We start from the raw sequence: 14,999 nt of genomic DNA, 5'->3' as shown, positions 1-14,999 counted from the left end.
CTATTGATTTACGGTTTCCTTGTATATATCGATGACCTTTTTGGCCACATGTTCCCATTTGAGCCGCTTCAGTTCCTCTCTGCCTAGCTCCCGGAACATTTTTGAAATCCCATTGTAATGCAACAGCGCAAAGATGGCGTCTGCCATGGCATCGATGTCCCAAAAATCGACTTTAACGGCATTTTGGAGTACTTCTGCCACGCCGGATTGTTTGGAAATGATCACCGGGGTATTGTGGCGGACGGCTTCCAATGGGGAAATACCAAATGGCTCGGATACCGAAGGCATGACGTACACATCGCTGAGCGCAAACATTTTGTCCACATCGTCACCTTTGAGAAATCCGGTGAAATGAAACTTGGTTCCGATCCGCAATTCGGCCACCCGCTGAATCATGCGGTTGAGTAAGTCCCCTGAACCGGCCATGACAAAACGTACATTATCGTCCTTTCGAATGACTTTGTGTGCCGCTTCAACAAAATATTCTGGGCCTTTTTGAAAGGTGATACGTCCGAGGAATGTGACGATTTTTTCGGGTACTTTCTTCTCCTCCTTGGATTTGATGATGCTGGTATCCAGGACGGCATTGTGCACCACCGTCACCTTTTCTTCGGGAATCCCGTATTTTGATACGATGGTGTTTTTGGTAAGTTGGCTGACGGCGATGATTTTATCCGCAGCTTCCATGCCGGCTTTTTCAATATCGTACACGCGCTGATTCACCGTCTGACCGGATCGGTCAAATTCGGTGGCATGTACATGGGCGATTAGGGGCTTCCCGCTCATTTTTTTGGCGGCAATTCCTGCAGGAAACGAAAGCCAGTCGTGTGCATGGATGAGGTCAAATTTTTTGTTTTTCGCAATTTGTGCGGCCACCAGCGCATAGCGGGATACCTCCAGGATCAGGTCTTTGCCGTATTTGCCGCTAAAGGAAAATTTATTGGAAAGCACGCTAGACTCCAGTTCGTCCTGGTCCTTCAGCAAGCGTTCGGTATGGTTGTGGTACTCTTCGGGACTCAGGTAAGGAATTAAAAAAGAACTGACTTCCAGGTAGGTAAGGTTTTTCCAGATATCCCTGAAACGTCGTTCCCGGTAATCGATTTCCACATCGCTGGCGTTAACGAACTCCGCAAGCGGGTCCTCGTCTCCCCAAAGCTTCGGAACTACGAAAATCAGGTCTTGTTTGTGGTGGGCCATTCCCTTTACCAACCCATAGCAGGCAGTACCTAAACCTCCGGAAATATGGGGAGGAAATTCCCATCCAAACATTAAAACTTTCATAAAAAAACCTTTTTAAAGATTGTCGACTAAATATTTCATCCGCAGCAATTCCCCGACGCTCCATGCCTGAGAAATCGCCCCCTTCGGCCTGTGGGGAGGATCTCCATCGTAAATTTCGGCGATAGCTCCCACTCCGTACTGGGTCATCACCCCATCAAAGCTACTGATCATGTTTTCCACCAATTTTTTCCCTTGTTTCCCATGCAGCTTTAAGTATCCTTCGGCAAAGTGGCCCAGCAACCAAGGCCAGGCAGTACCTTGGTGGTAGGCATTGTCTCGCTCGTACTGATCGCCCTGATAATACCCTTTGTAGCGGGGATCACTGGGGGCCAGTGTCCGGAGTCCCCGGTTGGTAAACAAGTTGTTTTTGACCACCTCCAGTACCTGGTCCTTTTGTTCGTTACTAAGCGGGCTGTAGGGAAGGGATGTGGCAAATACCATGTTTGGCCGGATGGACCAATCCTTTTTCTCTCCCTGCACCACGTCAGCCAGGTACCCTTTCTTCTCGTTCCAAAATTCGGTTACAAACGATTCTTCCAGTGTATCCGCCAGTGCTTTTGCTCCCTCATCTCCGCAGAGTTCGTGATAAAAACGCAAGGCATTGTACCACAGGGCGTTGATTTCTACGGGGCAGCCCAGGCGCTGAGTGACTGGCCCGTCTTTGGTGACAGCGTCCATCCAGGTCAGCGCGATGCCCTCTTCCCCCCCACACAATAGGCCATTTTCCATCACATGGATGTTAAAAGCAGTTCCTCTCACAAAACCGTCGATGATTCCCTTGAGCTTTTCGAGGTAACGGTCACGGACCGTATCCGCATCGCCAGTAAAAATCACGTATTGCTGCAAAGCCCAGAAATACCAAAGAGGGGCATCAATGCTGTTCATGTTGGTCATCACTCCGCTACCGACGTTTGGAAACAAGGCACCTTTCAAGTCCCGGGACATGGAGTCCATCACGTCCAAAAATGTCTGCTTATCCCCCATGGTCAGCGTCAGGCCCGGTAAGGCAATGAAGGTATCCCTTCCCCACCAGCCAAACCAGGGATAGCCGGCAATGACCCGCGTCTCTCCATTCCGTCGGCTGATAAATTGCCCGGCCGAGTTTTTGAGGCAATTAACAAAGTTATCCCGCGGAATGCGGCGGCTGATTTCCTCCTTGAAGGACTCCTGGAGCTTTTCCGGAACTGCTTCCTTCAGGCCGGCAGACAAGATCACTGACTCCCCTTTTTCCATGCTAAATTCGAAATAGCCCGGTACGTACAGGTCCTCCTGGTAATCGTATCCCCGTTCAATCTCCCGGATATATTCGATGTTGTAAAACCAATCGGGAACCGGCACAAAAACGTTATCCTTTGAGATTTGAAGGGAAAGAGGGTCGTAGGCCTCGTACAGGCGAAACTGTACGCCACTTTTTATTTTTTTAATCTTTTTATTGACATAGGTATTGGCCTTGGACAGGGAATGGTACCCCCGAAATGCCAGAAAGGGGCTTACCCGCAGTTTGGTGGGAATCAGCGCATCCACCAGGGTGTATTTTACCATGACGCGGTCCGCCGTCGAATCCAGGATGATTTCTTTTTCCAGAACTACGCCCCCTACCCTGTATCGGAGTTTCGGTATGGGCTCGGAGTCAAAATCCTCCAGGTATTTGTGTCCGCGAGGGTAATAGTTTCCCGGATACTTATTGATACCTAGATTAAACAAAGCATCCTTTTGTGCGATGGTTTCGTGCAGATTGGAAAGCAATACGTGTAGCTGTCCATCGATCTGCGGCTGGGGTGCCACCAAGAGCCCGTGGTATTTCCTTGTATTGCAGCCGATAATCGTCGTACTCGTATAGCATCCGGATCGATTGGACCGGATGATTTCTTTTTCTAAAGAATAATTCAGGTTAATGAGTTGCGTCTTATCGAAATGTATGTAGCTCATTTAAACAAAAGTTTGTGGTTTTTATAAAAATACTTGAATACTTCGTAAAGAAAAATTAATGGCGAAAAAACTACTCCAAATACCGTTATAAAAACACCGACAATTTCCGACCACCAATTCAGCCATAAAAAAAGGGGACATGATGTCCCCCATTCTTTGTCGTATACTACCCTGTCGATCAAGCACTTTCTTTCTGAATTTCTTCGAAATTCCTGATCGACTCTTCAAATTTAGCCATATACAAATGAACCTGGTTCAAATTGATATACCTGATTTGAGGAAATTTTTTAGAAGGTTGAAATAATTTAAACATGACTTCTGGAAATTAATTAAATCCTGCGATACCTGATACTCAAATTACATGCCACACACTACCACCCCAATCCGAATAAAACCAGGCCCTGGTTAGGACCGGAAACCCGTTCACTAACCCACCAACATTTCCGTACACCCTAGGTTTACGCGGCTACAAAAGCAACAAACGAACACTCGCCGTAAAAAGTTGCCTTCCCAAAAAAAACAACCCTCCCGGTATCTGGGAGGGTCTAGGGGGTGAAAGACCGGGTTCGAACCGGCGACCTCTGGTGCCACAAACCAGCGCTCTAACCAGCTGAGCTACAATCACCATTTTTCACTTTTCCAATGCGTTTATCGGATGGGAATGCAAAGGTAATATGCTTTTTTTAGTCAAACAATACATTTGCTACACATTTCTGGAAAATTTAAGTCGTTGGCCTTGTCGCTCTTCGTGGAAGGTTCCGTTAGCGTACGCAAGGTGTCCGGAAACGATCGTATGGGTGATTTTGGAGCGAAACGTTTGCCCCTCAAACGGAGACCATCCGCACTTGGATAGTACATTGTCGCGGCTGACTTCCCAGGGATCATGCAGGTCCACCAACACCATATCGGCGTGGTAGCCCGGACGCAGGTAGCCGCGCTTTTCGATTTCAAACAAGATCGCCACGTTGTGACTGCTTTTTTGGACGATTTGTTCCAGACTGATCAGGCCTTTGTGGTACATTTCCAGAAGTGCCGGCAGGCAATGCTGCACCAAGGGTCCACCCGAAGGAGCCGATTGGTAGCGCTTCGACTTTTCCTCCAGCGTATGGGGAGCGTGATCGGTCGCCAATACGTCGATATGCCCGTCGAGCAGGCCCTTCAAAATCGCTTCCCGGTCTTTTGCCGTTTTAATGGCCGGATTCCACTTGATTAGATTCCCTTTGCGTTCGTAATCCTCTTCTGAAAACCACAAGTGATGCACACAGGCTTCGGCAGTAATCCGCTTCTCCGCCAATGGCAGGTCCTTATCAAATAGCTTGACCTCCTCTCCTGTACTGATATGCAACACGTGCAGCTTGCTGCCGTACATACGGGCCATATCGACCACGGTTTTCGACGCATCGTAGCAGGCCTGCCAGGATCGGATTTTTGGATGGAAACGGACTGGAATATCCTCTCCGTATTCTTTTTTGTATTTTTCCAGATTTTCTTTGATGATGTGATCGTTTTCGCTGTGGGTGGCGATGATGGTGGGGCTGTGCTTGAAAATCTGCTCCAAACTATCCGGATTGTCCACCAGCATGTTGCCCGTAGAAGAACCCTGAAAAACCTTCACCCCGCATACCGTCTGCGGGTCTACTTTTTTGATGGTCTCGATGTTATCGTTGGTAGCCCCCAGATAAAAGGAGTAATTGGCAAGGGATTTTTTGGCAGCCAGCTCGTATTTTTCTTCAAGCAACTCCAAGGTAGTCGCCTGCGGCACGGTGTTGGGCATTTCCATATAGCTGGTAATTCCTCCAGCTACGGCTGCCTTACTTTCGGTATAGATTTCTGCCTTGTGAGTCAAACCGGGCTCACGGAAGTGAACCTGATCGTCGATAAGACCTGGTAGCAGGTACTTTCCGCTGCCATCGATCTCCGTATCTGCCTCGTATCCCGAGAGGTCGCCCCCCACCGCAAAGATCAACCCCTCTTTAATATAGAGGTCGCCCTGCATAATCTTACCTTCATTCACTATATTTGCATTTCGGATTAAAATTCTTTTCATACCATCGTTCTTTGAGGGAAAGGGTACATCGAAATACCCCCTTTAATCGTTTCATAAAAATATAAAATCATGGTCGATCAACTGCAATCTTTTGAAAATTTTAATCTAAACAAGCAACTTTTACGTGCAGTGCAGGAAATTGGCTACGAAAAACCCACCCCCATACAGGAAAAAGCCATTCCCCTGGCGCTGTCCGGACACGACATCCTGGGCATTGCTCAAACCGGCACCGGGAAAACCGCGGCTTTTGTACTTCCGCTCCTGTTCAAAGTAAAATACGCCCAGGGGCAGCATCCCCGTGCCCTGATCCTGGCCCCCACCCGGGAACTTGTCATGCAAATCGAAGAGGCAGTCAGGGGTTTTGGCAAATACACCGACCTGCGCTACGTCTGCCTGTACGGCGGACTGGGACCCAAACCGCAGATCGAAAAAGTACAGCAGGGAGTAGACATCCTCATTGCCACCCCGGGGCGCTTTCTCGATCTGTATAAAAAGGGTGTGGTCTACACTCGGGATATCAAAACCATGATACTGGACGAGGCAGACAAAATGCTCGACATGGGCTTTCTGCCGCAAATCCGTGCCATCCTGGAAATCATACCGGTAAAACGCCAAAACATGCTTTTTTCCGCTACCTTCAGCGACAAAATAGAAAACCTATCCCACGAATTTCTGGAATTTCCAGAACGCGTGGAAGTGGCCCCGCAGGCCAGTACGGCGGATACCATCGATCAATACAAGTATTACGTGCCCAACGTCCGAACCAAACTGGACCTGCTGGAAAAAGTAGTGAGCGGGCCTGGCTTTGACCGGGGCATCGTCTTTACCAAGTCCAGAAAGAATGCCGAGGAAGTATTTCGGTACCTGCAACACCGACAGTCAGGAAGCATTCGGGTCATCCATGCCAACAAAGGCCAAAACACCCGGATCAACAGCATGGACGAATTTAAAAAAGGTCAGGTAAAGATCTTGGTGGCAACCGATGTGGCGGCACGCGGACTGGACATCAGCATGGTCAGCCATGTGGTGAATTTCGACGTGCCCCTTATCTACGAGGATTACGTGCACCGAATCGGCCGCACGGGCAGGGCAGAAAACGAGGGCACCGCCGTCACCTTTATCAACCCGGCCGAAAGCTATCACTTCGAAAAAATTGAAGCCATTATCCGCAAGGAAGTGCAAGAACGACGCATCCCTAAAGATATTCCTGCACACGAAACCCCCTTTGACGAGCAGCAAGGCTACGAACGTGAAATCGACAAACAGAAAAAAGGGGAGGATCCGGAATTCAAAGGGGCCTTTCACGAGAAAAAATCCTACCAGCCAGCCCGTATTGAAAAACCAAAAAAAAGTGGCAACAAAAACAGCAAGGCAAAGCGAAACAGAAATCAGATGAAAACCAAGGGCAAGTGGAAAAAATAAGCCTTGCTCCGAGTCGCACTGTTTGGGAAACAAATCCGATGGAATTTTCCGAAAAAAACTCTGCCCGCTGGTACGCAAGAAAATGCGTTTTAAGAATTTAAAATTGCAAAATAAATATTTTTTAGATTTTTTTACTGATTTATCTGAAATAAACCGTTATTATTTGGATTTTGTCTGCGATATTTGCAGAAGGTAACCTGCATGATTTTTTGTAGGAGCAGCTAGCAGCGGACGATCCCGGGACACTTTTCGAAGATCCGGGAGTGAAAAAGGCCCCTGAAATTCGTTACTTATTGACTGAAACCATGAAAAACGTAGTTGGAATCTTTTTTTGGTGCAGTATGGTCGCTTTTGAGGCCGGCGCACAAAGTCATTTTTTCAAAAATGCAGATGTTGAAACCATCGTAGAAAATCACGAGACCATTGCTACCCTGCCGTTTCAGGCCCGGGTGACCTTGCGGCCGGATCAAATGGAGTCGCTATCGGCCGATGAACTTGCTTCGCTGGAACGATTGGAGGGACAAAGCATTCAACAGGCGCTTTTTACCTGGTTTCAAAACCACAAAGAAACGGGCAAACTTGCTGTAAACGTACAGGATCCAGCGGTTACCAATAGTAAATTGACCGCTGCGGGAATAAGCCTGGAAAATTACCAGGACATAGCTCCATCTCAACTGGCAGCCATACTTGGGGTAGATGCCATCGTGACCGGCAGTTACGAAACCAACCAACCCCTTGGGGCGAATGGAGAAGAAAATGAAGGAATTCTCGCACCCGAAGCCAATCTGGCCGTTATCAATTTGTTTATCTACAATGCAGCAGACGGGGAATTGCTGCTTCAATTCCACAACGGGATCTATGGGTCGAAGGAGAGCTTGAACAGCGGGCTGGTCGAAGCACTCTTGAAGAAAGTATCCCGCAAAATGGTCTATGCCAAAACCTAGCGACCCGAAGTGGGTATTTCTACCGGAATTTTTCGTAAGTTGAGAGGTAAACCAACGGAAGTAGGTATGGATTCATGGATGGAGGAAGCGATCGTCGAAGCGAAAAAAAGCCTGGAACAGGGCGGAATCCCGATCGGGTCGGTACTGGTGTACCGGAACAGGATTATCGGCCGGGGCCATAACCAACGCGTCCAAAAAGGAAGTAGCATCCTGCATGGAGAAATGGATGCCCTCGAAAATGCTGGAAGGCAACCGGCTGCGGTGTATCGAGAGTGCACCTTGTATACCACGCTTTCCCCATGTCCAATGTGCTCGGGAGCGATTTTACTCTACGGCATTCCCCGCGTAGTCATCGGCGAGAACGAGACCTTCCGGGGTTCCGAAGAACTACTCAAACAGTACAACGTAAGCCAAACCGTGTTACAAGACCCCGTATGTCAGGCGCTTATGCATCGCTTTATACAGAGAAATCCCGGTATCTGGCAGGAGGATATTGGCGTCTGATGTTACTTCTGACGAAAAGTATCCGAAACAAACCGCAGTACTTCCGGAAGTGATTCCCGCCAATACGTCCAGTTGTGGGCCCCGTCCCGAATCCTGAACTCATGGGGTATTTCCTTTTTCTTCAGCGCAATGTGCACGAGGCTATTGCCCTCGTAAAGAAAATCGTCGTCTCCGCAATCGAAATACCATTTTACCGATTTCATTGCTTCGGGAGCGTTTAACTCGATCTGCCGAAGCGCCTGATGCCGGTCATAATATGCCTCCAACACCGCGGAGTCCTTTACCACCGTTCCGCTATTTTCCAAACCCTTTTTAAACTCCTCGAGGCTGGCACTTCGCAAGGCTGCACTCAGGGGACAAGCCGAAGAAAATAGGTCCAGCCGATGCATGGCATAGAAAAAGGTGCCCCCTCCGCCCATGGACAAACCGGCAATGGCCCGGTACCGTTTTTCTTTCTTGATTCGGTACTGCGATTCCACGTAGGGCATCAATTCCTCAAAAAAGAAGTCTTCGTACCGCCATTCTCCGTTCACATCGTTGAAATAGCCCCTCCTTCCGGTATTGGCATCTGGCATGACCACAATCATCTGCGTGGCGATGCCTTCGGCAAATGCCTGATCGGCAATGTGCTGCACCTCACCGAATTGTACCCATCCGGTTTGGTCATCGCCTGCTCCGTGGAGCAAATACAGTACCGGGTACGAACGCTGGGAATGATCATAACCAGGAGGGAGGTATACGGCAAACTTCCGTTCCATATTCAGGATTTTGCTGTCCATCGTTAGGGCATCAAAGACCCGGCTTTCCTGAGCCCGAACAATGGAAAAAGACACAAAAAAAAGCAAGGTAAACGCCTGTAACAGTCGCATGGCAAAACTTGGTTTATTTTAGGTTAGTACTGGTTTTGGACAATTCCGAATACAAGCTACTAAATTCGTCGCTAAAGCGATGAAAAAAAAATCGATTTTTGCCGAAAAAAAGCGCAAAAATTGGAGTAACTCGTTCCGACGCAGGCCTGCCCGCGGACGCATCCCGCAATAAGTTAGGAGTTGCTACCTCGATTCGTGCATCAAATTGGCCGTTTAATGCCGCCTTGGTTGCCCAACCAATCCCCACCAAATTCGTATAAAGCCGTGTGCGTACCTTAACCCCCACTCTAATGAAAACCAGTATTACCGGATTTTTTTTCGTCTTGCTTTTCGTGTTTTTGCCGGGATTTTCGAACAAAGACCTACCGAAATCAGCGTTTAAAGTTATTTCCTTCCAAGAATTTGAGCAGCTGGCGGCCGAGGAGTCGGAAAAGTTGCGTATTTTCAATTTTTGGGCAACCTGGTGCGCCCCCTGCATCAAGGAAATGCCCTATTTCGAAAAAGCCAATCAGTCAGACAAGGAGCTGGAGCTCTACTTTATCTCCATAGACGATGCCCGACGACCCGAACGGGTGACGGCTTTTATCGAACGAAAAGCCATCGAATCCCCCGTCTACCTGTTAAATGATGTGGATTTCAATTCCTGGATCGACAAAGTCAGCCCCGACTGGACCGGAGCCATTCCGGCCACGCTTTTTATCCAGGCAGACGGCAGCAGACACTTTCACGAGGGGGCGATGGAAGAAACCGAATTGCTTCAGCGTATTGACCAACTCAAACAATAAGCACCATGAAAAACACCAAAAAATTTATCGGTATATTCCAGGCATTGTTGCTGCTGGCGACCGTTTCCCTGGCCCAAAATAATGGATACGAGGTAGGCGATGAAGCGATGGATTTTCACCTGCAAACCGTCAGCGGTTCGCAGGTCTCGCTTGAAGGATTGGAAGGAAACCGGGGCGCTATTGTTATCTTCTCCTGCAATACCTGCCCCTATGTACAGGCCTACGAGGACCGCATGATCGAATTGCATCAGACCTATGCTTCCAAAGGATACCCCCTGATCGCAATCAATTCGAACGACGAGAAGATCAGTCCGGGGGATAGTTTTGAGGCCATGAAAACAAGGGCTGCAGAAAAGAAATTTCCCTTTGCTTACGCCTACGACAAGAGCCAGGAGGTAATCCGGGCCTACGGCGCTACCCGAACTCCCCAGGTATACCTGTTGGAAAAAGAATCCGATCGGTACATCGTGCGGTATATCGGCGCCATTGATAACAACTACCAGGATGCCACTTCCGTCAGCGAATTTTACCTCGCGGATGCCCTGGATGCCTTGCTAAGTGGAGCGAGGGTACCACGGGAAACGACCAAAGCGATCGGCTGTAGCATCAAGTGGAGCCGGAATTCCCGGTAATTGGCAACCCTCCCATTTCGGTACATTGCCCGCTTTAGCATCAGTCAAACCCATGGTACAGGTAAATGGCCCCATAGGTCCATTGCGGGCCCTGAATGCCCGGATAATTGTACCGATCCATCATCAAAGCGAGGTACCGAAAGGGATACCCCTCGGGTAATTCGACCACATTGGGCCATACCCGGGTACCCGATTCCGCATCCCAGGGAGGGAGGTCCATTTGCAAGGTTCCCCGTTCCCGAAGGTCCGGGTAGCTGTAAATGAAAATTTTTCGTTCGCTGCTCCCGAAGAAGGCGTAGCGGTGATCCCCAATTTTTTGAAGCGAGGTACCCGTGGAGTTTACCGATACCGGACCGGCAAGGGGGACAAATCCCCGATTCCACTCCTCCGACTCCAACAGGATGGCCTTGTATCCGTTTTGATTGATGCAGGTCAGCATGCGCCATTTGTTCGCCGCTGCATCAAAAATCAGGTGCGGATCTTCGATATCTCCCACCATACCGAAAGGCCTTGCCTTCATGACCGAAAAGCCAAACCGGGGATCCTTTTTGCTGGATATGGTAAGCAGTTGCTTCGCTTCGTCCTCGTTAGCATAAGCACTAAACCCCGTGGTAAGGCCTTTCCAGATTTCCTCCCTTCGGTCGTAAAACACATGGGAGGCTACCTCGTTTCGCAGCAGGCCATCGTTGCGGTCAAAAACGATCACTCCCTCCAATCGGATATCGAAAACCGTGGGGTCCAGGCTAAATACTCCCTGGAGGGGATGGGGCAATCCCCGTCCACGGATGGTGAGGGTGTACCACAACCTTCCCCGATCCAGCAAGGGGCTCCCATCTTCGTAGGTAATGGCCCGGATATCCGCCAGACCCATGCCGGCTCCAAGGTAGGCATCGACCCGATCGATGTGCACGGCACCCTGCGAAATCTCCAGAAACACCTGCGATTGAAAACGATTGATTCTATCTCGCTGCCGTAAGTCCAGGTACTGGCTGAATTCTCCCTGCCCAATAGCCAAAGGCAAGCCCACATCCTGAAGGTACACCGTCAATCCGCTGCCCAAAAGTTGTAAGATCAGTCGTTTCCCTGCCAGGGAGTCTATGGAAGCAGTTTGAATGGACGCAGATAGTACCCGTACAGAATCTTGGTATACCTCCATCCGTAAATCCTGGAACAGGCCTTCGCTGTATTCCAGCCCCACACGCATGCCATCTGATCCCGCACCAAACGTAAATCCCAGCGCGCCACTCCCCCTGAGGTCTCCCAGGTCCAGGGAATAGGTGGCAAACGGGTTGAATCCGCCAAACCAGACTTCGGTGTGGGAAGCCCCTTCGGAACGGACAATCAGCTGTTCATTTTCGACGAGCAAAGCAGCTTTTTCGTCCCGGTGGTGCCTAACCGGATGCATGGCGGGCAATCCAATGATGGATTGGGGGTCCAGGGAGGCCAGAGGAATGCGCTGCTCCGGATCGAAAACAAACCGCTTCACGCCTTGTCGTACAAACTGGATGGCATCCGGTGAGGGCTGCGCCTGAATGGAGGTAATGACGAAAATCAATGCCGGAAAAAAACAGTGCTTCATGGGTCTATCGTTTGTCTTCAAAGGTCGCCGCCTAGCTGAAACCGATCGTCATCCCAGACTGGGAAGCGCTCCTTGGACCAGTCTGACTCAGGCCGCCTGGTTTGCAACCCGGTCAGCTAAGGCTCCCGAATATACGGATACTTCCGGTTCGCTTGCTAGTGAAAAAACCTCTTTTTTACTGTTCACAATTCGATTCGCAAACGAAACTCCTTCGGAGAGAAGTCGTTTTCATCCCAAGGCAGGTCAGAAGTAGCCTATCCCTTATCCAATCCAGTATATTCTATATTTCCATGTTAAAAAAATCCCTGGAGGCGAATTGGCCACCTGTCTTTATACCACTGAAAAACACCCATGAAAGCACGCACCACGAGTTGGATCATTGCCCTGTTTTGCCTGGCGTTATCGTTCCCATCTGCAGGTCAGGTAATGTCATCCATTTCGCAACAGATTCGAAAAACGATCGCCTTGCCTCCAAACGCAGGAATGGAGGTACTCCGGCTTTTTGCAAAAGGAGATTCCATTCGGGTCGTTACCTCCCACGGCCTGTTTACATATTATCAGGACAGCTGGTCGGGAGCGCCTTTTATTACCGGGCTACAAGTTGCAACCATGGACGCCTCCCGACAAATCTGGCTCTCCAATGGTCGCTCCCTATGGGCAGAAGATGGAAAACGCATCCCCAATCCAGCCTTGCTGCCGGGTGAGTCGATCCGCAGCCTTGCCTGGGCGACATCCCAAACACTCCTTGTAGGCACCAACCGTGGCCTGCACGTTTGGCAGGATGCCTGGACCCGGGTCCCGTTTCCGGAGGAAATGGCCGTAAATTCCCTGGCCGTGGACGCAGAGGGAAATTGGTGGCTGGCTGCAGACCGGGGTCTTTGGCGGCGGCAGAAGGGTCGCTGGACCAACTTTGACCAAGACGTAATGGCTCCAGGCCACGAGAGCAATTACCTGACACTGGAGCCCGCGGACCAGGGAAAAACCCTCTATTTTAGTTCCGCAAGTGCCGTAGGCGCCCTGGCTGCGGATGGAAATCATTGGATGGCACGGGGATCGGACGGTTTGCCCTACGGGCCGGTTACGCGCATGGCGATCAAAGACGGAACGATATGGATGGCCACGGAAAAAGGACTGATCAAAAAAGACAGCAGCTGGCACTACTACGCCGGCAAGCGCTGGCTTCCGAATGACCGGGTACTGGACCTGTTGCCCCTGGGGAACGATAGGGTTTGGGTGGCCACACCCGAAGGAATCGTGGAATTGGCCCGTATCCCCATGTCTATGGAGGAGAAAGCCGACTCGCTGGAGCGGGTGGCAGAAGCACGGCACAACCGGCTGGGGCTCATCAACCGCTCCAAACTCGCACTACCCGGCGAGCTGGGCAGTAGTTTTTTAGAAAACCAGGACAACGACGGGCTTTGGACCTCCTGCTACCTGATCGCGCAATGCTACCGGTACGCCGTCACCCGGGACGAAACTGCCCGGGTCCGCGCGGTACGCACATTTGAAGCATTGGAACGGCTGGAAACCGTTACCGGTATCTCCGGGTATCCCGCACGGTCGTACGCCAGAGCAACGGACTTGGTCGCTCCCTCCCGCTCTCCCCATCCCAAAAATTGGCACGATTCGGCCGATGGGGAATGGCAATGGCTGGACGATACCAGCTCAGACGAAATCGTCGGGCATCTCTTTTCCCTAAGCCTCTTTCACGAATACCTGGCCAACGCCTCGCAGCAAAAGCGGATTGTGGATCTAATCGATCGAATCGTCAGCCACATTTTGGACAACGAGTTTCAACTTATCGATGCTGACGGGCTACCTACCCGCTGGGGAATCTGGAACCCCGACTCGCTCAATCGCTCCACTAACTGGATGTACGAACGTGGCCTGAATTCCTTGCAGATCCTTTCGCATTTGAAAACGGCCTACCATTTTACGGGCAAGGAAAAATTCGAGAAAGCCTACCAATACCTGGTAGAAGAAGAGGGTTACGCCAAAAATGCGGTGACGGCAAAAATGACTGACCCCTTTGAAATCAGCCATTCGGACGATATCCTGAATTTTTTCCCCTATTACAACCTGCTTCGGTACACCGGGGAAGATGATCCGTCCCGGAAGCTTTACGTGAAAAGTCTGCGGCGTTCCTGGGAGGCGGTACGCAGCGATCGCATGCCGGTGTGGAACCTCCTTGCGAGTAGCCTGCTGGGCGAGGATCTGGATTTGGATCTGGCCCAGGCGGCATTGGAAGAATTCCCCCTCGACCAGATCAATTGGTCCTTTACCAATAGCCACCGTTGGGATTTGAAAAAGGATGAATTTCCGGGTCGTGGTAGGGCCGAACAAGCGTTGGTAGCGCTTCCTGCCGGGGAGAGTAATGTTTTCCGTTGGAATACCAATCCCAAGCAACTGGATGGCGGTGGGGCCGGATTAAGCGAAGAAAACGGCAGCTATTACCTGGTGGCCTATTGGATGGGTCGGTTTCACGGGTACTGGTAAAACCCAAGCGCACACAGGAACTTTAGTCCGCAAAAAAAACCAACCAAAAACCTGAACTTCCAGCCCCTTCCTGGAATGGGCCAGTACGGCAATGCGCAGTTACTCGCGATTTTTGTGGTGCTTTTTGGAGCGTTCATTGGTGGCGCGTCTGTAGTCCTCGTCGATGTGATACCGTTCCTTCGCGCGCTGCAAGGTCTTGGCCCGGTAGTCGGGATCGTTTTGGTAGCGCTCCCGGTAAGTAGCTCGCGCCTTTTCCCGAAATTCAAGGTCTTTCAGGTACCGCTCACGTCGTTGCTTTAATACCTTTTCTTTGTTTCGTTCGTACCAACTCTTTTCCAAAGTTTTTGTGTTAAGAGGTTGAAACCAGTCGTCGAATTAGCAATTCATTCGTTTACAACTTAATTTCTGAAAAATTACCTAAAATGTCAATTTTTCGAGGGAGGTTTTCAAGGAAAAAGGCTCGCTTTCAGGCAGTACGGGATTTTTTCCGCGTTTCCTCCATAGAAAAAGC

General features: G+C 50.1%; 12 protein-coding genes and 1 tRNA gene. 6 read left to right on the top strand and 7 right to left on the bottom strand.

From position 1 onward, the window contains the following. From BMW71_RS11265 to BMW71_RS11245, 4 genes are all read right to left on the bottom strand, one after another. A complete protein-coding gene (locus BMW71_RS11265) occupies positions 1 to 1,281 on the bottom strand; it encodes a glycosyltransferase family 4 protein (RefSeq protein ID WP_092173738.1) in 1,281 nt (426 codons plus the stop codon). A gap of 12 nt (positions 1,282 to 1,293) precedes the next feature. Further along, positions 1,294 to 3,210 (bottom strand): amylo-alpha-1,6-glucosidase, encoded by a 1,917-nt coding sequence (locus BMW71_RS11260; protein ID WP_092173736.1) that lies wholly within the window; start codon positions 3,208 to 3,210, stop codon positions 1,294 to 1,296. Between the two features lie 550 nt (positions 3,211 to 3,760). After that, a tRNA-His gene (locus BMW71_RS11250) sits at positions 3,761 to 3,836 on the bottom strand. 77 nt (positions 3,837 to 3,913) lie between these two features. Further along, positions 3,914 to 5,257 carry a dihydroorotase gene (locus BMW71_RS11245; RefSeq protein ID WP_092173731.1) on the bottom strand — a complete coding sequence of 448 codons (1,344 nt, stop codon included), beginning with the start codon at positions 5,255 to 5,257 and terminating at the stop codon, positions 3,914 to 3,916. 69 nt (positions 5,258 to 5,326) lie between these two features. On the opposite strand from BMW71_RS11245, the gene BMW71_RS11240 reads away from it, so the two are divergent. The 3 genes from BMW71_RS11240 to BMW71_RS11230 all read left to right on the top strand — a co-directional run bounded on the left by BMW71_RS11240 (position 5,327) and on the right by BMW71_RS11230 (position 8,127). Beyond that, complete coding sequence (locus tag BMW71_RS11240) at positions 5,327 to 6,679, top strand: DEAD/DEAH box helicase (protein WP_092173729.1); 1,353 nt, start codon at positions 5,327 to 5,329, stop codon at positions 6,677 to 6,679. Between the two features lie 305 nt (positions 6,680 to 6,984). After that, positions 6,985 to 7,623, top strand: coding sequence for a hypothetical protein (locus BMW71_RS11235; RefSeq protein ID WP_143057607.1), 639 nt, complete (start codon positions 6,985 to 6,987; stop codon positions 7,621 to 7,623). A gap of 66 nt (positions 7,624 to 7,689) precedes the next feature. After that, entirely contained in the window at positions 7,690 to 8,127 is a 438-nt protein-coding gene (locus tag BMW71_RS11230; RefSeq protein WP_092173724.1) for a nucleoside deaminase, read from the top strand. A 2-nt stretch (positions 8,128 to 8,129) separates the two neighbouring features. Here BMW71_RS11230 and BMW71_RS11225 read toward each other — a convergent pair whose 3' ends face one another. Then, on the bottom strand, positions 8,130 to 8,996 hold the full coding sequence (locus tag BMW71_RS11225; protein ID WP_092173721.1) for an alpha/beta hydrolase: 867 nt from the start codon (positions 8,994 to 8,996) through the stop codon (positions 8,130 to 8,132). A gap of 290 nt (positions 8,997 to 9,286) precedes the next feature. On the opposite strand from BMW71_RS11225, the gene BMW71_RS11215 reads away from it, so the two are divergent. Together BMW71_RS11215 and BMW71_RS11210 are read left to right on the top strand one after the other, a co-directional pair. After that, positions 9,287 to 9,781, top strand: coding sequence for a TlpA family protein disulfide reductase (locus BMW71_RS11215; protein WP_092173715.1), 495 nt, complete (start codon positions 9,287 to 9,289; stop codon positions 9,779 to 9,781). A 5-nt stretch (positions 9,782 to 9,786) separates the two neighbouring features. Then, positions 9,787 to 10,413 (top strand): thioredoxin family protein, encoded by a 627-nt coding sequence (locus tag BMW71_RS11210; RefSeq protein ID WP_092173713.1) that lies wholly within the window; start codon positions 9,787 to 9,789, stop codon positions 10,411 to 10,413. A gap of 40 nt (positions 10,414 to 10,453) precedes the next feature. Here the strand turns inward: BMW71_RS11210 and BMW71_RS11205 are convergent, their stop codons facing one another. Next, positions 10,454 to 11,992 (bottom strand): hypothetical protein, encoded by a 1,539-nt coding sequence (locus tag BMW71_RS11205; protein WP_092173710.1) that lies wholly within the window; start codon positions 11,990 to 11,992, stop codon positions 10,454 to 10,456. 351 nt (positions 11,993 to 12,343) lie between these two features. Between BMW71_RS11205 and BMW71_RS11200 the strand changes: the two genes are divergently transcribed. Beyond that, positions 12,344 to 14,488, top strand: a complete 2,145-nt coding sequence (locus tag BMW71_RS11200; protein ID WP_143057606.1) for a ligand-binding sensor domain-containing protein — start codon at positions 12,344 to 12,346, stop codon at positions 14,486 to 14,488. Positions 14,489 to 14,587: 99 nt separating this feature from the next. Here the strand turns inward: BMW71_RS11200 and BMW71_RS11195 are convergent, their stop codons facing one another. Next, positions 14,588 to 14,827: a hypothetical protein gene (locus BMW71_RS11195; protein WP_092173705.1), complete on the bottom strand. Its 240-nt coding sequence runs from the start codon at positions 14,825 to 14,827 to the stop codon at positions 14,588 to 14,590. Between the last annotated feature and the right edge of the window lie 172 nt (positions 14,828 to 14,999).

This window comes from Cyclobacterium xiamenense (assembly GCF_900109255.1).
Classification (GTDB): Bacteria; Bacteroidota; Bacteroidia; order Cytophagales; family Cyclobacteriaceae; genus Cyclobacterium; species Cyclobacterium xiamenense.
The sequence above is the reverse complement of the archived record's forward strand: the minus strand, read 5'-3'. Positions and strand labels throughout refer to the sequence as shown.